The sequence below is a fragment of the Bacteroides sp. BFG-637 genome, assembly GCF_024793605.1.
GTDB classification, from domain to species: domain Bacteria; phylum Bacteroidota; class Bacteroidia; order Bacteroidales; family Bacteroidaceae; genus Bacteroides; species Bacteroides vicugnae.
On record NZ_JANUPD010000002.1, the window covers coordinates 3,985,068 to 4,006,946 of the forward strand.

Annotated in this window: 9 protein-coding genes and 2 pseudogenes; all 11 read left to right on the forward strand. The window is 41.7% G+C overall.

Going from position 1 to position 21,879, the window contains the following annotated elements; genetic code table 11:
* Positions 1 to 20: 20 nt before the first annotated feature.
* The 11 genes and pseudogenes from NXX38_RS15350 (at position 21) to NXX38_RS15400 (ending at position 21,815) form a co-directional block, all read left to right on the forward strand.
* A complete protein-coding gene (locus NXX38_RS15350; RefSeq protein ID WP_258980061.1) occupies positions 21 to 1,928 on the forward strand; it encodes a class A beta-lactamase-related serine hydrolase in 1,908 nt (635 codons plus the stop codon).
* A 103-nt stretch (positions 1,929 to 2,031) separates the two neighbouring features.
* A complete protein-coding gene (locus NXX38_RS15355; RefSeq protein ID WP_258980062.1) occupies positions 2,032 to 5,922 on the forward strand; it encodes a glycosyl hydrolase in 3,891 nt (1,296 codons plus the stop codon).
* Between the two features lie 165 nt (positions 5,923 to 6,087).
* Positions 6,088 to 8,911, forward strand: a pseudogene (locus NXX38_RS15360) (two-component regulator propeller domain-containing protein).
* A gap of 569 nt (positions 8,912 to 9,480) precedes the next feature.
* Positions 9,481 to 9,996, forward strand: coding sequence for a sigma-70 family RNA polymerase sigma factor (locus NXX38_RS15365; protein ID WP_258980064.1), 516 nt, complete (start codon positions 9,481 to 9,483; stop codon positions 9,994 to 9,996).
* 69 nt (positions 9,997 to 10,065) lie between these two features.
* Positions 10,066 to 13,368 (forward strand): TonB-dependent receptor, encoded by a 3,303-nt coding sequence (locus tag NXX38_RS15370; RefSeq protein WP_258980066.1) that lies wholly within the window; start codon positions 10,066 to 10,068, stop codon positions 13,366 to 13,368.
* A gap of 13 nt (positions 13,369 to 13,381) precedes the next feature.
* Positions 13,382 to 15,091 carry a RagB/SusD family nutrient uptake outer membrane protein gene (locus NXX38_RS15375; protein WP_258980068.1) on the forward strand — a complete coding sequence of 570 codons (1,710 nt, stop codon included), beginning with the start codon at positions 13,382 to 13,384 and terminating at the stop codon, positions 15,089 to 15,091.
* Between the two features lie 37 nt (positions 15,092 to 15,128).
* Entirely contained in the window at positions 15,129 to 16,610 is a 1,482-nt protein-coding gene (locus NXX38_RS15380) for an Ig-like domain-containing protein (protein ID WP_195358745.1), read from the forward strand.
* Between the two features lie 9 nt (positions 16,611 to 16,619).
* Positions 16,620 to 18,014, forward strand: coding sequence for an alginate lyase family protein (locus NXX38_RS15385; protein WP_258980072.1), 1,395 nt, complete (start codon positions 16,620 to 16,622; stop codon positions 18,012 to 18,014).
* A gap of 218 nt (positions 18,015 to 18,232) precedes the next feature.
* Positions 18,233 to 19,883: pseudogene (locus tag NXX38_RS15390) on the forward strand (glycoside hydrolase 43 family protein).
* Between the two features lie 89 nt (positions 19,884 to 19,972).
* Positions 19,973 to 21,193 (forward strand): glycoside hydrolase family 88 protein, encoded by a 1,221-nt coding sequence (locus NXX38_RS15395; RefSeq protein ID WP_195649015.1) that lies wholly within the window; start codon positions 19,973 to 19,975, stop codon positions 21,191 to 21,193.
* A gap of 64 nt (positions 21,194 to 21,257) precedes the next feature.
* Positions 21,258 to 21,815, forward strand: coding sequence for a thioredoxin-like domain-containing protein (locus NXX38_RS15400; protein ID WP_148366064.1), 558 nt, complete (start codon positions 21,258 to 21,260; stop codon positions 21,813 to 21,815).
* The last annotated feature ends 64 nt before the right edge of the window (positions 21,816 to 21,879 follow it).

Below are 21,879 nucleotides of genomic sequence, written 5' to 3' on the forward strand. Positions count from 1 at the left end.
ATAGATAGTAAAACAACGATATGAAGAATCGTTTATTAATTGCCGCTTTTGTAAGTATCTTCTTTTTGACCGGTTCTTGCCAAATATCATCCGGTCAAGGAAAGCAGTATGACTTCTCATCTTTGGATTCTGTTATCCAAGGATGGGTAGACAAAGGATATTATCTCGGTGCATCCGTTTGTGTAGTGAAGAATGATACCGTCATTTTTCAGAAAAACTATCGGGACTATACACCCGATACAAAAGTATATGTTGCTTCTGCCGGGAAATGGGTAGCGGCTGCCGTCGTCGCTGCGGTGGTAGACCGTACAGATTTGGAATGGGATGATCCGGTAGAGAAATGGTTACCGGAATTTAAAGGTGATGCCAAAGGTAAGATTCTTCTGCGGCAATTATTATCCCATACATCGGGAGTACGTCCGTATCTTCCCGAACCCCGTATAGATAATTATAATCATTTGGATTCGGCAGTTACAGAGATTCTCCCTTTAGATACAGTCTTTACCCCCGGCACTCGTTTTGAATATGGCGGACTTGCCATGCAAATTGCCGGAAGAATGGCGGAAGTGGCGATGGGAAAGGAGTTTGAAACTCTTTTCCAAGAACTGCTGGCACACCCTTTGGAAATGAAGAACTCTCATTTTACCCCAATCAATACGGACGGCGGACATGCTCCCATGTTAGGGGGCGGATTGTGTACTACCTTGAATGATTATCTTCATTTCCTATCCATGATTTATCACGATGGAATATACAATGGCAAGCAGATTATATCAGCAGAAACAGTAAAAGAGATGCAGGCCGATCAAGTGAAAGATGCCATAATCCCTTCAGATAATTATGTAGCGAAAGGATTGGGACAATCTCACAATGGAATCTACGGATTGGGAGAATGGCGTGAATTAATAGATAAAAAGACAGGCGAAGCCTGCCAGATTAGCTCACCGGGATGGGCCGGCGCTTATCCGTGGATAAATAAACATGATAAAGTTTACGGATTCTTCATTTCTCATGTAACAGGTTCTTCCGTTAAAGAAGACGGTTTCTCTTCTTTCTTCGGTAGTCCCGTCATTTCACGGACTGTTTCAGAGATACTGAAAGGTAATTCGTCGGTTGTCAAACAAGGACGTATGAATGTAAGAAACGGCTCTCTATACTATGAAGAAGCCGGTCAGGGTGAGCCGGTAATCTTTGTGCACGGCCATTCGCTCGACCATCGTATGTGGGACGAACAGTTTTCTGTGTTTGCGAAAAAGTATCATGTCATTCGCTATGATTTAAGAGGATATGGTCTTTCTTCTTCCCAAACCGAAGATTATCAATTTACACATGCTGAAGATTTGGTTACTTTAATGGACTCTTTACATCTTCCAAAAGCACATATTGTCGGGCTTTCTTTGGGTGGGTTTATTACTGCTGATATGTTGGCGTATTTCCCAGACCGGATGTTATCGGCTTTTCTAGCCAGTGGAAATATTCGGAAATCGAAAGGGCCCAGTGAGCCGATGACTAAAGAAGAAGCAAAGGTACGTGATGAAGAAATAGCTGCCCTGAAAGAGAAAGGAGTGGAGGTGATGAAGAAGGAGTGGTTTGAAGGACTGATGAAATCCGGAGGAACCCAACGCGAACGGATGCGTGCGCCTCTGTGGCAAATGATTGACGAATGGGATGCATGGCAACCGCTACACAAAGAAGTACGGGTAGTAGCGGGACTGGATGCTATTGAAAAATTGAAGAAGAGTCACCCTGCCGTACCAGCTTTGATTGTTGAAGGTCACTCGTCTGACAATCGGTTCTCAAAGGAACCTCAAATTTTGAATTATCTGCCTAATGGAAAGCTGAAAGTGATTGAGGATTGCGGACATATGATGAATATGGAACGCCCGGAAGAGTTCAATTCTGTTTTGGAAGAGTTTCTTTCAAATTAGCCTCGATATGATGCTATTTATCTAAACAAAATAGGTGTTGAGTCATTTATTGTTGAGTAAACGGAAGCACTCTTTCGTATTTGTTTATAAAGTTAGAATGAATATGAAGAGACGATTTTTATTATTGCTATTTGCGGCGGTTTGCTTTTGCATGAATGCACAAGTGAATAAGAACCTTGATGTTCTGAAGAAAGATGATTTTATGAATCCCCCCATGCAGGCACGTCCTAGCACGTACTGGATGTGGATGAATGGTCATATAACCAAAGAAGGACTGACTGCCGATTTAGAATATATGAAGCGGAATGCTTACGGCGCTGCCATGATGTTCAATACAGGTGTGGGCATTCCTCGTGGAGCAGTAGATTATGCTTCTCCGCAGTGGGAAGAAATGACAATTCATGCAGTCAAAGAAGCGGAACGATTAGGAATGGAACTGTATTTGCAGAATTCCCCCGGATATAGTGGGACGGGTGGACCGTGGATAACTCCGGAATATTCGATGCAACAGCTTGAATGGACGGAAACATTGGCAACGCCGGATAAAAAAGGATGGATTAGTACTCGAATCCCACGTCCGTATGCAAAACAAGGATACTATAAAGATGCTTTTGTACTCGCATATCCAGCCCTGGAGTCGGAAACCGCTCTGTTTCAAAACCTCGTAAAGAAAGTGTCTCTGAATAATCAGGAAGTGGATAAGTCATTGCTCGCAGACAATGACTTGAATACGCAAATCCACTTGGATAAACAAAAGAACAGCTTGACTTTTGAATTGTCGGAACCCTTTGAGGCAAGAGCGATAACCGTTCGCCGCGGAGATCGGGAGAAGCCGCTTGACCCGCATGACGGACCGCGTGATTATGCTCCTGTATTGACATTGGAAGTTTCGGAAGATGGAGTGAACTATCAGAAAGTTGCCAACCTGAATAGTCCGGCTTTGCGGGCAATGGACACTCCGGGGACGGCAAGTTTCGCTCCGGTTAAGGGACGCTATTTCCGTTTAACGACGAATCGTAGCACAAACTTGAGTGAAGTGAATTTACACGCATCAGAACGCATCATAAACTGGCCTGCTAAAACAAATTATGTGAAAGATCCGGTGGCTCCGGGCTTTTCTTCTCAACGGGTGCCCGGCGGACAAATGATAGACCCGGAACAAGTGATTGATATTACTTCTTTCATGGACAATGATGGGAATATAAAATGGAAAGCCCCTCGGACAATGAGTGAAAAAGGAAAGAGACAAGTCGTTTCCCGTTGGACTATAGTCCGGTTGGGCTCCACCACTACAGGCGAAGAAGTGGCGGCTTGCCCGGACAGTGGGCGCGGGCTTGATTGTGATAAATTCAGTAAGGAGGCATTAGACCGGCATTTCGATCTTTTTCTGGATCCGCTGTTGGATAAATTGAAACCGTGGTGTGGAAAGACATTGACTGCGTTGATGATGGATAGTTGGGAAGCCGGAAAACAGAACTGGACTTCCTCTTTACCTGTTTTTTTTCGTCAGCGTAAAGGATATGATGTGACTCCCTGGCTGCTTGCCATGACCGGTCGGGTAGTGAAAAGCGTTGAGGCTACCGAACGTTTTCTCTATGATATGCGCCGTACACAGACAGATATGTTTAATGAGAACTTTCTGGCACACTTCAAGGAACGTGCTGCTCGTCACGGGCTGAAATTTGCTGCCGAACCTTATGGTGACGGCAACTTTGAAAGCCTTGAATATGCCGAACATTTGGATTATCCGATGAGTGAATTCTGGATACATTATATATATGGCGGAGTAACCACTTCAAAAATGGCGGCTAGTACTGCACATCTATGGAATCGTCCGATTGTGGGCGCGGAATGTTTCACCGGTACTCCTTTCAACAGCAAGCTGACGGAGCATCCGTATGCGATGAAAGCCGAAGGAGATTATATGATGACTACCGGAGTTAACCGCTTCGTCTATCATGTGTTTGCGCATCAACCCTATGTAGGCGGTACACCCGGAACCTTTATGACAATGGGGCCTTTCGGAACCCATCTCAATCGTAATTCGGTTTGGGCCGAACAGGCAATCGGGCTGAATATCTACAATGCCCGTTGCGCATCTATTTTGCAGCAAGGATTGTATGCCGCCGATATACTGTATATTAAAGATGAAGGGATTTCGTCCGGTATTGCTGATTATGATTTTACCGAACCTGCCACTCCTTATGGTTATCGATGGGATATTGGCAGTAAGAATATACTAGAACGCATCACTGTGGAAGACGGTCGGTTGACATTGCCCCATGGCATGAATTACCGGATATTGGTTTTGACACCTATGAAACAATGTTCCCCGGAATTGCTGAAACAAGTAAAAAGACTGCTTCAACAAGGAGCTACCATCGTACTTTCCGGAGAAAAGCCGGAAGGATACATGGGGATGGATGCCAATAAGGATATGGAAGTAAAGGCTTTGGCGGATGAGTTATGGTCAAAAGCATCATCGGCTTTGTATGACGGGACTGTTTATTATACGAAAGATTTGCAGAAGGTTTTGAATGCGGAACAGATTCATCCCGATTTCTCTTTTGTTTCCGAAAACAAGGATGCGCAAATCCATTTTATACACCGCACTGTGGGGGAAGAGGAAGTTTATTTCATCAGTAATCATCGCCGCCGTCCGGAAATGTTGACTGCCACTTTCCGTATTCGTAATATGAAACCCTCTCTTTGGGATGCGGAAACAGGTGAAACGGATATTCCCGTTTCTTATAAAGAAGAAAATGGAATGACGAAAGTTACTTTATCCCTTGCTGAAAGTGGTTCTGTCTTTATCGTATTCCGTCCTTCTGAAAAGGAGACGGAGAGAGCTTCCGACTATACGAAAACACATAAAAATGTCAAAAGGGAAACTGCCGGTTTTAAAGAGATTGTTCCGGTTGCCTCTCTTGATTCTCCCATATATAATACTTTTACTATTTCTTTATGGGCAAAACCGGAAACATTTGCTGCCGGTGGACGTGGCTTTCTTATTTTCCCTGATAAAGGAGAGGAAAGGTTAGGGAAAGGCCATGCGACGGTCGGACTTGCCATGGGGCAAAATACGGTGCGGGTATATGAACGTGCTTCTGCCAATCAAGTCGTATTAGAGTGCAACACACCGATAGAAGGATGGACGCATGTGGCTGTAGTGTACGACGATGGTGTTCCCACGCTTTATCTGAACGGGAGAATTGCCGCCGTAGGGAAGAAGTCGGCATATATCTGTTCTCCGGCCTATGATGTGCCAATGGCGGAAGAACAGTATGTGGGCAGCTTTGAGGGGGATCAGACAAAGACGGTTTATGCGTCCGCGGCATGGTCCGGAGAAAGAGTGAAAGCAGAGGTCGCGGCGGGGCCGCCGGAACCGGTGATTCCTGCCGGCAATCAGGTACTGCGGACATTGGACGGAGCTTGGAAAGTACAATTTCCTGCATGGAGTAAGGCACCTGCCGGGATTATTCTACCGGTTTTGGAATCTCTTCACAAACATTCAGATTTTAATGTGAAGCATTTCTCCGGAAAGGCAACTTATCTGAAAACGTTTGTTTTAACTGCGGAAGAATGGAAAAAAACAGTCCGGAAAGAGTCCCCTGAACGAATACTGCTTGATTTGGGACGTGTGGAAAACATAGCACAAGTCAGCGTGAATGGAGCAGTTCCGGTTTTAGTTTGGAAAGCTCCTTATCGGATAGACATAACCGAACGGCTGAAGGCAGGAGAAAACCAATTGAAAATAGAGGTTATCAATCTGTATCCCAATCGTTTGATTGGCGATGAATATTTGCCGGAGAAGTATGAATATGATGAATATGGCCGTATCCGGCGATTCCCCTCCTGGTATGTAAATCAGGAGAAGGATACGGACAGGCAGAGAATCCTGTTTGCCCCGTGGAAATATTATACAAAGAATGATCCGTTACTGGAAGCGGGATTATTAGGGCCTGTAAGGTTGCTTTGTGGAGAAAATGATTGATTGATAATTTATTCAGGCTACATTGAGTAAATATAATCGTCCCTTCGTATTTGTCTATACGCGTATAGCAAATGCGGAGGGATGACTTTTTTTATTAGAAGTACTCTCTTTTGGAGATTTTTATGTAAGTTTGTCACATGTTTAATATGAAAAAGCCCATTGTAGGTGAAAAGCACAATTAAATATCTGATTTTTTTATTAATATATTTGGTTTGTGGTGTAAATCTGCAAGCCCAGAATTACACGTTTCGTAATGTCGTTATGTCCGACGGCCTTTCCGGATTGTTGGTGAATGCCATTTATAAAGATTCGGAGGGTTTTGTCTGGTTGGGAACAGATAACTGCCTCGACCGTTTTGATGGTGTGAAAGTACGGCATTTTGAGTTTCGTGGAATGGAGTCCGGCAGAAAGAAACGGGTAAACAGTATCACGGAAACAGCCAATAATCAACTTTGGATAGGAAATGGTGTAGGACTCTGGCGGTTGAATCGTGTAAACAACCAGTTGGAGAGAATCGTTCCCGAAAAGATAGACTTCGCTGTCAATACGTTGCTGGCAGATGGCAACATCCTTTATATTGGTACAGAGAAAGGTCTGTTCATTCAAAAAGACGGTCAGTTGCTCCAGGTATTGACAGACCGTAATATGCTGGCCGCCTGTAACAGAATCATGGATATTTGCCTGAACGAAGATAAAAGTGCGTTGTGGCTGGCTACAGTGCAAGGCCTGTTCTCTTATTCACTGAAAGATGGTAAAATAGACTCTTGGCATTTCCATGAGAACGTGCCCGAAGCCGATTACTTCCGTTGCCTGACCCGGATTGGCGAAACACTCTATCTGGGTACGATGAGTCAAGGGGTCGTCCGTTTCGACATAAAAAAGAAGACCTTCTCCCATGTGGTATCTTTGGGCTGTGATGTCATTTCCGATATCTCCAGTGATGGAAAAGAAACCGTATATATAGCAACAGACGGTAATGGCGTCCATTTCCTTTCGCATAAAGCCCAACAGGTGACACGCCGTTTTTATCATGATGTCAATAATAAAGAGGGGATTCGCAGTAATTCCGTTTACTCGCTGCTCGTAGATGAAAGAGGTGCTGTTTGGGTGGGACATTTTCAGGCCGGTCTGGATTACTCACTTTACCAGAATGGTCTTTTCCGGACTTACGCTTATCCTCCATTATTTAACTCGGCAAACCTTTCCATCCGTTCTTTTGTGAACCGGGGGCATGAAAAGGTGATTGGATCACGTGACGGTTTGTTTTATATCAATGAGACTACCGGCGTCGTGAAAAGTTTTGTGAAACCCGTCCTGACTTCCGATTTGATCTTGACCATCTCTTTTTATGAAGGCGAATACTATATCGGCACCTATGGCGGAGGTATGATGGTGCTGAATCCGGAGACCTTGTCTCTGAAATACTTTGCCCAAGGCGATACAGAACTATTTCAGAAAGGGCATATTTTTTGTGTGAAACCGGATGAAAAAGGAAATCTTTGGATAGGTACTTCACAAGGCCTGTTCTGTTATAACGGACAGGCGAAGCAGATTAAGCATTTCACTAGTGCCAACTCCCAACTGCCGGAAGGTAACGTTTATGAGGTGAGTTTTGACTCCACCGGCAAAGGATGGATTGCTACGGAAACCGGTATGTGTATTTATGATCCGGCTTCCCGGAATTTACGTTCCAATGTGTTTCCGGAAGGATTTGTGCATCAGGATAAAGTGCGTACTATCTACGAAGATGCCGAACACAACCTTTATTTTATTCGTGAAAAAGGGAGCTTGTTTACATCCACTTTAACGATGGACCGCTTCCGGAATCGTTCTGTATTCTCCACACTTCCGGACAATTCGCTCATGTCCGTGATAGAGGATAACCAAGGCTGGCTGTGGGTGGCTTGCAATGACGGATTGCTGCGTATAAAGGAAGAAGGAGAGGAGTATGACGCTTTCACTTTCAATGACGGAGTGCCGGGTCCTACGTTTACGAATGGAGCCGCCTATAAAGATGAAAAAGGAATCTTGTGGTTTGGCAACACCAAAGGATTGATTTATGTAGATCCGAAACGTGTGGACGAAGTGCGTGGTAAGAATCGCCCGATTGTGTTTACAGATATACTGGCTAATGGGGTTCCTTTCACTGATCCTTCTTTAAAATATAACCAGAATAATCTGACTTTCTGTTTCACGGATTTTGCTTACGGTCTGCCGTCTGCCTTATTGTATGAGTATCGACTGGAGGGAGTGGACAAGGACTGGAAATTATTGGCTGCGCAAAACGAAGTTTCTTATTATGGACTTGCTTCCGGGACATATACTTTCCGTGTGCGGCTTCCGGGTAATGAGCAGTCGGAAGCTACTTATCAACTGACAGTACGCCCCATAATACCTTGGTGGGGATGGGCACTTTCAGTTCTGCTAATGATGGGAACTGCGGCGCTTGTCAGATATTATGTGTGGAAACGTTTGAGGCGTTTACTTGCTTCTCCTGCTCCTGCAATTTCGGCATCAGTAAAGGAGGTACAGCAGAAAGAGCAACTGGAGGAACAATTGGAAGTAACTTCTGAACAACATTCTACTCCTGCCGAAGAGAAATATAAGACCAACCGGTTGACTGAAGAAGAATGTAAGGAGCTTCCATAAGAAATTGGTAGCTTATGTGGAAAAAGAAAAGCCTTATATTCATCCCGATTTGAAAATGGGTGACTTGGCTTCTGCGTTGGATACTTCTTCTCATTCATTATCGTATCTTTTGAACCAGTATCTCAATCAGTCTTATTACGACTTTATCAATGAATATCGTGTCACTCAATTCAAGAAAATGGTAGCGGATAGCCACTATTCCCGCTATACACTGACTGCATTGGCAGAGCTTTGCGGTTTTAGTTCGCGTGCTTCTTTCTTCCGGTCATTCAAAAAGAGTACGGGAGTCACTCCGAATGAATATATCCGTAGTATAGGCGGAACTGCCAAAGAAGAGTAATATCTTTCCTAATCTGTTAATAGAAAAGTTGTTCTTTTCCCTTTACAAACTTCTTTTGCTTCTATTGCAAAGTTACTTTTCATAGAGAGTAATCTATAAACGCAAGCTTTGTTTTTATAAACGCAAGTTGCATTTATAAAAACAAAGCTTGCAATTTTATAAATGCAACTTGCATTTATAGTTTATCCATAATCAAAAGTCACTTTACTATAAGTTCACAGCAAGTTTATCTTTAATGAAATGAAACTTATCTCTTAATGTTTGTGCTTCATTAACAGCTTTGATGAGTCAATAAGACAGTAGAGAGACAATAGTAAGATTGGAATGGGTGAAGGAGATGAAAGCAATTGAGTAAAAGTTGAGCAAAAAGGCGTCGATTTTACTGTATGGAGTCTCATTTTATAAAGTGATACTCTATTTTTGTTAAGTGTAAGTTGTTGATAACTATATTTTTAGTTTGAAATAAGTCTATCTAGATTCGTTGAGATTGATCCGCCTTATTTTCCGGCTGTTATATCCGGAATCCCCCCTATATTTGCATCGTGATCAAAACCGAAAAAGATAGTATTATGGAGACAACGATTAACACTTCCGACAACATCATTACCCGTTCATACGAGGAATATTATCAGGTGATTCTTACCTATATTACTTATCGTATCACTCATCGCTACGAAGCGGAGGATTTAACCCAAGATGTATTTGTACGTCTGCTGGACTACAAACAAATGCTCCGTCCGGACACAGTGAAGTATTTCCTGTTCACCATTGCCCGCAATATAGTAACCGACTATATCCGTCGTTATTATAAGAAACAGGAGATAGACAGCTACATCTATGATACTATGTCCACCTCTACCAATGAAACTGAAGAAAAAGTTATCGGTGATGATTTGATGACAATGGAGCGGACACGCCTGGCTGCCATGCCCGAACAACGTCGGTTAATTTATACATTAAACCGTTTTGAAAACAAAACCTCCCCGGAAATCGCCAATGAACTGAATCTTAGCCGTAGGACGGTAGAAAACCACTTGTTTCTGGGACGTCGTGAAATGCGCGAATTCTTCCGGAATTGTATATAATCTTATTCATTAATAAATAACCTTTTGTGCTTATGGAAAAGGAGTCAGAATTTACAAAGAGGTATTTGTATGCCTCATCTTATTTTAGAGAACAAAAATTTAATACTATTTTTAAACCTCAAATTTAATTTTATGAAACGAAGAGGATTAATTTTTAATTCGCGGCCTAACAAGACAGCAATGTTTGCGTTAGGATTAATGCTGGGACTTTGTCCTGTTTCAAAGGCATGGGCCGATACAAACATGAACGATGGCCAGGTGGTGGCACAGGTTCAAAAGAAAGTGAAAGGTACTGTGATTGACGCTACGGGCGAACCTTTGATTGGTGTAAACGTAAGTGTCGTCGGTCAGGCAGGGGGAACTATAACGGATATTGACGGTAAATATTCAATAGATGTTCCTGCGGGTGCACAGTTGAAATTCAGCTATATCGGATATCAGGATCAAGTGCTTCATACAACTAATCAAACTATATTGAACGTGACAATGAAAGAAAGCACGGAAGTACTTGATGAAGTGGTTGTGGTTGGTTACGGTTCTCAAAAGAAAGAAACGTTGACGGGGGCTGTGACGGTCGTGAGTGATAAAATGCTGAAAGAGAAAGGGACTATGTCCAGCCCGTTGCAAGCGATGCAGGGACAGGTTCCGGGCGTTATGATTACGCGAAACTCTTCGGCTCCGGGTGATGAAAGCTGGGGATTGAAATTGCGTGGTGCCGTTTCGGCTAATTCAACGGAACCATTAATTGTTATTGATGGAGTGGCCTATGAGAGTGTAAATGCGTTACGTAATATAAATCCTTCAGATATTCAGTCTATCAACTTTTTGAAAGATGCTTCGGCTGCTATCTATGGTTCACGTGCTGCCGGTGGTGTAGTATTGGTGACTACCAAACAAGCTAAAGAAGGAAAAGCCAAAGTGGAGTACAGCGGTTCGTATACTTATAAAATGGTAGGTCTTCAACCGGAGCTAATGAGTTTGGGCGAGTGGTCTAATGCTGTATTGCAAGCTCGTTATAATGACGGATATACAGACACGGACACTTGGGTTCAATATGCGAAACTTGCTTTGGCCAATGAGGGGAAATATATTGATTTGAGCCACAGTGCTAATCCGTTTACATCAGCCTTTACAGACGTAAAAGACTTTGTGTTTATGGATACGAATTGGACAGATATTCTTTTTGGAAATGCTGCCTCTACACAACACGATTTGGCAGTTTCCGGTGGTACGGAAAAGAATTTGTATCGTTTGTCCGCCGGATTTATGTACGATGACAGTAACCTGAAATGGGGAAATAACAATAACAAACGTTTTAATCTTCGTTTGACTAACAAGCTGAAAGTCTTTGATAATTTCACGATTGAATCTGTTATTGCATATAATCGTCAGGATCAGGTTTCCCCTTCTATGATAGGAAACACGTTGACATCGGGATATCCGCAGCCAGGTCTTCCAGCTGCCACTATTGATGGCAAACCTTATTCATGGGGTACTTGGATGTCTCCTATCTGGTATGCAGAGAAAGGCGGTGATAATAATTTGAAGGTGTCCGAAGTGAATATCAGTGAGAAGTTTACCTACAATATAAATAAATATTTGGATGTGGTTGCTAATTTCGGTTATAATTCGGGTACTGCTACGCGTGACATAAAGAAGATGGCTATTACTTCTTACAATTACGCCGGTACGGAAGTTAATGGAGGACCGTCTGTTTCTAACCAGGCTAATTCCTCTTACGAAAAAACCAGCTCCCGCACTGATTTCTACTCAATGACCGGCTATGTGAACTACCACAATACATTTGCGAAAAAACATAATGTGAGTGCTATGGTTGGTACACAGTACGAACTCAAAGAATATGATTACTTTGGTGTTTCAGTCAAGGATATTCAGAACTCTTTGGAAACGATTAACGGTGCCGGAGAAATTTCCTTGAAAGATAAGCATGGAACCAAATGGCATGAGGCTGTAATGTCTTATTATTCTCGTCTGAACTATAATTATAACGAGAAATATCTGTTTGAAGTGAATATGCGTTATGATGGATCTTCCAAGTTCCAACCGGAAAATCGGTGGGATTTCTTTTACGGACTGTCTGCCGGATGGCGCATCACTCAAGAATCATTTATGCAGAATATTAAATGGCTGAATGATTTAAAACTCCGTCTGTCTTATGGTGAAGTTGGTAATCAGAGTGGGGTAGACCGCTATGATGGGGCACAGTTCTATAAGTTTGAGTCTCAAAGTGGAGCATATCTGGGTGCTGGTAAAGCTACTATTATTGATACGAATGGTAAGATTGCTTCCATAGGGCGTGAGTGGGAACGGATTAAAAACTACAATGTAGGTGTCGATTTTTCTTTGTTGAATTCTCGTTTGAGCGGTACTGTAGAAGTATTTATGAAACGCAATGATAATATGTTGATCAACGTTTCGTATCCGGGAATATTGGGAGATAATGCCGGTATGTCCAATAGTGGTAAGTTTAAAGCTTATGGTTGGGAAGGAAATCTGAATTGGTCTGACAAGATAGGAAATGTACGTTACCATGTAGGGGGTACATTCTCTTATGCCAATAATAAACTGACTGATATCGGAGGAGTGACAGTTCTTTCGTCAGGATTTAAGGAGCAACAGCAAGGCTATCCGTTAAATAGTATTTTCGGTTTGCGCTATGCGGGCAAGATTCAGACAGAAGAACAGCGTCAGAAATATTTGTATCGTTTCTTATCGAGTAATTCTATTGGCCTGACCAACGACATACGTTTGGGAGACAATATGTACGCGGATATCAATAATGATGGTAAATTGGATTATAATGACTACGTGTATTTAGGAACAGACGATCCGAAAATCTCTTATTCATTTAATCTGGGTGCGGAATGGAAAGGCTTTGATCTGTCTTTGGTATTTCAGGGAGTAGCTAAACGTACGATCTTCCGTACGGGTGGCGGCAATAGTAACGATGGCAATGAAACCTGGCGTATTCCGATGAAGGCTGTTTATATGAATACCTCCAATCAATCAGTCGGTAATACATGGAGTCCGGAACATCGTGACGCGTTTTATCCTTCATATACCAATAATAATACCATCAATACGTACAACTATCAGGCTTCTTCCTGGTCAGTTGAGGATGGTTCTTATATACGCTTGAAGAATGTGACATTGGGATATACCGTACCTGCTTCTTTCTTGAATAAATTGAAATCCATAAGTGCTTGTCGCTTGTATATTACGGGCGCAGACCTTTGGGAACATTCAAAAATTAATGATGGATGGGATCCCGAAGCAAGTCGTAAGGTTTCGGATGCCGGACGTTTCCCATTTGTACGTACTGTAACTTTTGGATTGAATGTAACATTTTAATTGAATGATAATTATGAAAACATATAAAAAAGCTCTTTTATTACTGTCATTCGGTATGACTTTAAACTCTTGCCTGGATCTTGATCCGCAAGACCAGTTGGCTGATGGTAATTTGTGGGGGTCGGCCAGTGATTTCGAATACTTCGCCAATAACTTTTATGGTTGGACACGTGATTTTTCTACTGCGGTCTATGATGCTCCTCATTCCGATACGCGCTCGGATTTGATGACTTCTAACACGATCAACGAATATAGTCATGGTAATAATTCAATTCCTACGTCGGATGGTAATTATACAAGTAATTATGCGCATATTCGTCGTTGTAATCTTCTGTTGAAGAATGCGGCTTCCTATTCGGGTGCTGAATCAATCAGCCGTTATGTGGCTGAAGCTAAGTTTTTCCGTGCATATTGCTATTTTGATTTGGTACAATTATATGGAAATGTGATTTGGACTGCTGAACCACTGGACATTAATTCTCCGGAATTGAGAACTACCCGTAATGACCGTGGAGAAATTATTGATTATATAATTAAAGATTTGCAGGAAGCGGCACCCGAACTGCCGGAAACGATTGGTACGGAAGATGCCGGTAAAATCTCCAGATGGGGAGCATATGCTTTCCTATCAAGAGTAGCTCTTTATGAAGGTACATGGCAAAAATTCCGCAATAATGAAACACGGGGTAAGTCTCTGCTGGCTATTGCGGCGGATGCTGCAAAGAAAGTGATTGACAGTAAGCAATATGAACTGTTTAAACCCGCTGCCTTAGGTGAAATGGCTTATAAGTACTTGTTTACATTGGAAAATGTTCAATCTAATCCGGCCAATCTGACTAAGAGTGATAACAAAGAGTATATTTTCTCTCGTCGCCATGATGAAACGATTGCACCGATAGGAAAGAATATAACTCACAATTGTTTGAAGAACGTACAGTATATCAGTCGTAAATTTGTGAATCTATATCTTTGCAGTGATGGTTTGCCTATAGATAAGTCTGATTTGAGTAGATATGCGAAAATGAATACAGAGTTCCAAAATCGTGATAATCGTATGAAGAATAGTTTGCTTGCAAATGGAACTGTATATTGGGCAAATAAAGATGCGGAATGTCGCATTGACTGGAAAGGTTTGGAAGGAGAAGATGCACAGCATGCGATGACATGTGATGTCCGTTCAGGTTCGGGATATCAAAATCAAAAATGGTGTGCAGAGCGTAAAGTGAAAGATGAGCTAGAAGGCTATGATTATCCGATCATTCGTTATGCGGAAGTATTACTGAATTATGCAGAAGCTATCTATGAGCGGGACGGTAAGATCTCCGATTCGGATTTGAATCTATCTCTGAATTTAGTTCGTAAGCGTATAAATACGGAAATGCCGGAATTGAGTAATGACTTTGTAGAAGATAATAATTTGGATATGCGAGAGGAGATTCGTAGAGAACGCACAGTAGAACTTTACAACGAAGGTTTCCGTATTGACGATTTGAAACGCTGGAATGAGGCTATTACTGAAATGCCTAAAGATATATTAGGTATCAAATGGGAGGGTACGGAGTTTGAAACAGCTTGGCACAATGCTTCTTCTATGGCTCGAAATGAAGAGGGATGTTTAATTATGGAAAGTGGTCGTGCTTGGGGTAGCAAAAATGATCTTTATCCGTTACCGGCTGATCAAATCCAGTTAAACCCTAATTTGGGGCAGAATCCGGGATGGTAATAATAAACCTTTGAATGTTTTAATAATGAATTATTTTATGAAAAAGAATAGCATAATAGCATATTGGGGAGCATTATTCTTCATGACTTGCAGTATAGCCTCTTGCTCTGATGATAAGGATTGGGGCGGCAAAATGGATGAAGTGACTACAATAGCATCTATTGATATTGAAGAGACGGATTATGATGCGGGTGATAACATGATTTATATGTTAAAGAATAAGGAGTTGCAACTCTCTTATAAAATAAATCCGGAAAATGTTTCGAATCCGGGGGTTAGCTGGACTTCATCAGATGAATCTGTTGCAACGGTTACTCAAGATGGAAAAATAGTCACTAAAGATAAGATAGGTAAAGCCGTCATACGTGTGACACCGGAAATAGGCTTTGGTGCATCTGCTGCGACTCCTGCGCGTACCATTCAAGTATTAGAGGCATTTACGTATATTGAATCTCTCTCTATTGAAGCTCCGGAAGAAATAGATGGTGGAGAAGAGGTGCAATTAAAAGTAAATGCAACTCCTGCTGATGCAACTTTTCAACGGTATAAATGGGAAAGTAGTAATCCGGAAGTTGCCAGTGTGGATAAAAATGGACTTGTTACTGGTCTGTCCAAGGGAACGGCAACAATAACGGTAACAGCTGATGATATGAATCCGGATGCTCCCGCTGTGGCCTCGGTTGATATATCTGTAAAAGTAATTGTTCCGATAACGGGTATTGAACTAATAAATGATGGTGAATTGTCTGCGTTAGGATATGGTGAAGATTATCAGATTAATTATAAACTGACTCCTCAAGAAGCAACTGCGACGCTGCTTTCATGGAGTAGTGATAATGAGGGGATTGTCTCTGTAGACAAAACAGGAAAGCTACATGTACGTGCAGTAGAAAGTGGCACTGCAACGATTACTGCATCGTATGGCAATATATCCCAGTCAATAACAGTGAATGTAGCTGCCGGACGTATGTGTTATTCGTTTGCAAGTAGTTTGCTGCCGTGGTATTTAGATGATGGTTGTAGCGTATCTTATGTGGATGGAAAAGCTATTATTAAAATGAAGCAAGATGGAAATTATCGTGGAGATTTAAAATTTGCTCAATGGAATGATAGTAAATATGTTTGGATAGATCCGGGTAAATATCGTTATATGGCTATTAAAATGGTGAGGCCTTCTGTAAATGATAGCAGACAGGGTAATGTGAAACTGGATACTTCAAATGGAGCTTATCTGGGTGCAGTTGGAGGAAACAACAATAGTTATAGTATTTTAGGTGGAGTAGAACCCGGAACCGGAAAAACTGCTGTTTATTATTACGATTTGCAAAGTAACTTTGAGAGAGGAACATTTGCTTTAGAAGATGGTACTTTCGGACCGACTAAATTGACAATTCTTAATATTGTGGTCGCTGATGTTAATCCTAATTCCGGTGCAGGTGACTCGTATTCGGTATATTGGATTCGGACATTTAAGACAGTAGAAGAATTACAGCAGTTTGTTGATAACGAAAATAAATAAGAATATATTATGAAGAATAAATTTAAATATATGATAGGAGCAGGGCTGATAGCCCTGACTTCTACCTCACTGCTTGCTTGTAGTGAAATAGAAGATGGTTATAACGACATTGATAGTTGGCCGGAAGTAATAGATTATACGTCTAAACTTCAACATCCTTGTATGCTGCATACTGAAGACGATTTTCAATTTGTGAAAGAGAAGGTAAGTACGGGTGCCTCACCTTGGAAAAGTGCCTATGATCATTTATGCCAGAGCAAGCATGCGCAAGATAACTGGAAAGCCGATCCTGTTGAGGTTTTGAAGCGTTTAAATCCGGATGTATGGGGAGATAAATATTCAGATCATAGTAATTATACTAATTTAATGAAAGATGCAGCTTCCGCCTATCAATTAGCGTTACGCTGGAAGATATCCGATGAATCTGATAAAGACAAATATGCAAGAGCTGGTATTGATATTCTAAATGATTGGGCAAAGACTTGTACAGGATACCTTGTTGGTTCAGATGGGAAATTTGTAGATCCGAATGAAAATTTGATAGCTATCCAGATTTATCAATTGGCTAACGCGGCTGAGATTCTTCGTGACTATGAAGGTTGGACTAGTTCTGATTTTATAAAATATAAATCTTGGATGGTTGATGTTTTCTATCCATTTGCCAGTAGTTTTCTGAGTACTCATGAAGGAAATAAGTGTGCATTGCATTATTGGCTTAATTGGGATTTAGCGAATATGACAGCTATTCTTTCTATTGGTATTCTGACTGATGATAATTTTAAGATCAATGAAGCTATACAATACTTTAAGTATGGCATTGGTTCAGGTAACATTGTGAATGGCGTACCTTTTGTTCATCAAGATCCGGATAGTGAAGAATTGCTGGGACAGTGTCAGGAATCAGGTCGCGACCAGGGACATGCAACCTTGTGTGTCAGTCTGATGGGAGTATTCTGTCAGATGGCGAAGAATATTGGTGAAGACCTTTTTGCTTATGATAATTATCGTGCGTTGTCCATGTGTGAGTATATAGCTAAATATAATTATGGTACGACAGAAACAGGCAGTGCATCTGCTAGCTGGAATCTAAGTAATTTTAAATATGACGTATCCAGCTTGCCTTATACTACTTATGAAAATTGTGAGGGTGGTGTTTGGCCAAGTATGTCTTATGAAGAGCATAAGAGTGGCAATGAAACTCGTGGTTCGGTTCGTCCTGCATGGGAACTTTTTTATCGCTATGCAATAGATCATAATCGTCCGGCACGTTATGCGAAAGAATGGGTGGAACTTATGCGCCAAAATGCCGGTCGTGGATATTCTGATGGTGGAGCAGGTGATTACGGACCTAACAGTGGAGGATATGACCAATTAGGATTCGGAACGTTGATGTTTGCTAAATAATTTTATTGGATAAAAGAATATTTAGGAAAAAGTTATGAAGGGGATTAGGTATTTACCTAATCCCCTTCGTATATATAAGCAAATAGGTCAGTAAATAGATTGCTTTAGAAAAAGAGATAACATTCAGTTTTCTGATAGATTAGTTTTATATAAGGTAGAAAGAACCTGTTTTTTAGGAATAACACTTGAATTTAGAAAAGAATTATTAGTTAGGTAGTATGCGTAAAAAGATTCTGTTTTTAGCAGGAATGATGGCTTGCTGTTCATTGGCAGGTGCACAAGAAATTTCTAAGACCTGGGTGGCTGATAAGGGAAACGGTACTTATCAGAACCCGGTTCTTCATGCCGACTATTCGGATCCGGATGTCTGTGCAGCCGGAGATGATTTCTATATGACAGCGTCCAGCTTTAATTGTATTCCGGGGATTCCTGTTCTTCATTCCAACGATTTGGTGAACTGGTCGTTGGTGAATTATGCACTACCGGTGCAGGAGCCGGAAGAATTTTTCGATAAGGCACAGCACGGTAAGGGAGTATGGGCGCCTTCCTATCCGTTTCCATAACGGGGAATTTTATATCTACTGGGGTGACCCGGATTACGGAATCTACATGATAAAGACAAAAGACCCGAAGGGAAAATGGAGTACCCCCGTACGGGTAAAGGCTGGAAAAGGAATGATTGACCCGACGCCGCTTTGGGATGAAGATGGTAAGGTGTATCTTGTATATGCATATGCTGCCAGTCGTAGTGGAGTAAATAGTATTGCCGTGATCTGCGAGTTGAATGCCGAAGGTACGGAAGCTATTTCTGATCCGGTGATGGTATTTGACGGAAATGATGGAAAGAACCATACGGTGGAAGGCCCGAAACTTTATAAACGCAATGGATACTATTACATTTTTGCTCCGGCAGGCGGGGTAGCTACCGGTTGGCAGTTGGTTCTTCGTTCAAAGAATATCTACGGCCCCTACGAATCGAAGATTGTCATGGCACAAGGAAAGACAAATATCAACGGTCCTCATCAAGGCGGCTGGGTAGATACGAACACTGGAGAATCATGGTTCATTCATTTTCAAGATAAAGGAGCTTACGGACGTGTGATTCATCTGAATCCGATGACTTGGGTAAATGATTGGCCCGTAATCGGAGTAGACAAGGATAAAGATGGCTGCGGCGAACCTGTGACCACTTATAAGAAACCGAATGTGGGAAAGACATATCCGGTAACTACTCCACCGGAAAGTGATGAATTCAATACCCGGCATTTGGGACTACAGTGGCAATGGCACGCTAATAAAAAAGACACTTATGGGTTCACTACTGACTTAGGATATATCCGTCTTTATGCAGGCAGCCTCTCAAAAGAATTTGTGAACTTCTGGGAAGTTCCTAACTTGTTGATGCAAAAGTTTCCGGCTGAAGAGTTTACGGCTACGACCAAGTTGACATTTACTGCCAAGCAGGACGGTGAACAAACCGGAATCATTGTGATGGGATGGGATTATAGTTATCTTTCCATTCGTAAGGCAGGAGATCAGTTTATTCTGCAACAAGCAGTCTGCAAGGATGCGGAACAGCAAAATCCCGAACAGATAAAAGAATTGGCAAACCTTCCGGTGGAACATCTGAAGATGCCGGGAGTAGCAGATAATGAGTGGCAAACAGTTTACTTACAAGTAAAGGTTCGTAAAGGAGCCGTTTGTACATTCGCTTATAGTCTGGACGGAAAGAAATATACGACAGTGGGAGAGCCTTTCACAGCCCGACAAGGCAAATGGATTGGAGCCAAAGTTGGAGTATTCTGCGTAACTCCGAATGACGGTAATCGCGGATGGGCAGATATAGACTGGTTCCGGATGACTGAATAAGTGGTGTATGATTAAGTAACTGATGAATGACTAAGTAATCGACAAAGAGAAATAAAGAATAAGAATTAACGCGAATATATTAAACGAAGATGAAAAAGATTGTAGTAGGTCTGGCTGTGATGTTAGGTTTTTGTACGTGTACTCACAAGCCATCCGGTACATTGGATGTGAATAAGGCATTGGACTACTGTGCGGCACAAGCACAGCGTACACTTACGGAACTGAAAACAGATTCCGGAATTGACTATACGATGATGCCGCGTAATATCATGGCTGACGAACATCACTGGAACTGCCGTAAAGCAACGAAAGAAGAATGGTGTGCCGGTTTCTGGCCGGGGGTGCTCTGGTATGATTACGAATATACACAGGATAAACATATTCTGGAAGAAGCTAAGAAATTCACGAACTCATTGGAGTTTCTTTCTCAAATTCCCGCCTATGACCATGACTTGGGATTCCTCGTGTTTTGCAGTTATGGAAATGGTTATCGTTTGACAAAGAATCCAGCTTATAAGAAAGTGATTCTGGATACTGCCGATTCTTTGTCTGCTCTGTTTAATCCGGTAGTGGGAACAATGCTTTCATGGCCTCGTGAAGTGGAACCGCGCAACTGGCCTCACAACACAATCATGGATAATATGATTAACCTTGAAATGTTGTTCTGGGCGGCGAAGAATGGTGGCAATCCTTATTTGTATGATATTGCCGTTTCTCATGCCGACAAAACAATGAAATGTCATTTCCGTCCTGATTATACTTCATATCACGTAGCCGTATATGACACGATTTCGGGTAATCTCATTAAAGGAGTCACTCATCAGGGATATGCCGACAGCACCATGTGGGCACGCGGACAAGCATGGGCAATCTATGGATATACCGTAGTCTATCGTGAAACGAAAGACCCGAAGTATCTTGATTTCGCGCAGAAGGTGACAGATGTTTATCTCGAACGTCTGCCCGAAGACAAAGTCCCTTATTGGGATTTCGATGACCCCTCTATTCCGAATGCCCCACGGGACGCCTCGGCTGCGGCAGTGGTGGCTTCCTCTTTGCTCGAATTATCTACTTATCTTCCGAATGGTACGGGCAAACGTTACAGGGATGCTGCGGTGGAAATGCTGACGAGTCTAAGTTCTGATAATTATCAGAGTGGAAAAAGCAACCCCTCTTTCCTGTTGCATAGTGTAGGACACTGGCCTGCTCATTCCGAGATAGATGCTTCTATTATTTATGCAGACTATTACTACATTGAAGCATTGCTTCGGTTGAAACGTCTGCAAGAAGGAAAGAATGTAATTAAATAAAGAAGATTTATATCGAATAAAACACTATCTTTATCACAGTTATTTAACAATAAATCTATGTTGTATGAAACAGTGCATTAAAACAAATGGAGTTTTATTCTTTTTTTGTTTGATATCATTAATCATTACTGCACAGGAGCAATCAGTGCAGTCTAATATCAAATGCTTGAATTATCCTAGTTCGTTTGAGTTATTGCTTCGGCATTTTAAAGGAAAAATTGTATATATTGATGTAATGGCATCTTGGTGTAAACCCTGTCTGGCAGAACTCAAAGAATATGAAAAAACAGATGATTTTTTCAAAAAGAATGATATTGTGAGACTTTTTATTTCAATAGATGAACCCAAGGATTGGAATGCCTGTCTGAAAAGATTGGATGAAAGATTATTAAATGGGTATTTTGTCACCTATCATCGACCAGAGAATAGTGTTGAGAATAACGAATTTTCTGTTGAAGTGGAGAAGTTGTTTGTCACTTATGATGAGAAAGGTAATTTCGCCGGGCTTTCAGTTCCTCAGTTTATTATTGTTAATAGGGAGGGAGCTATTGTAGAATATAAGGCACAAAGACCAAGCAATCCGGAGGAATTGAAGAATCAGTTGAAACAATACTTGGAATAATATGAGGAAAGACTCCCAAAAACGAAAAGCTCTGCACAGAACCTTCGTTCTGTGCAGAGCTTTT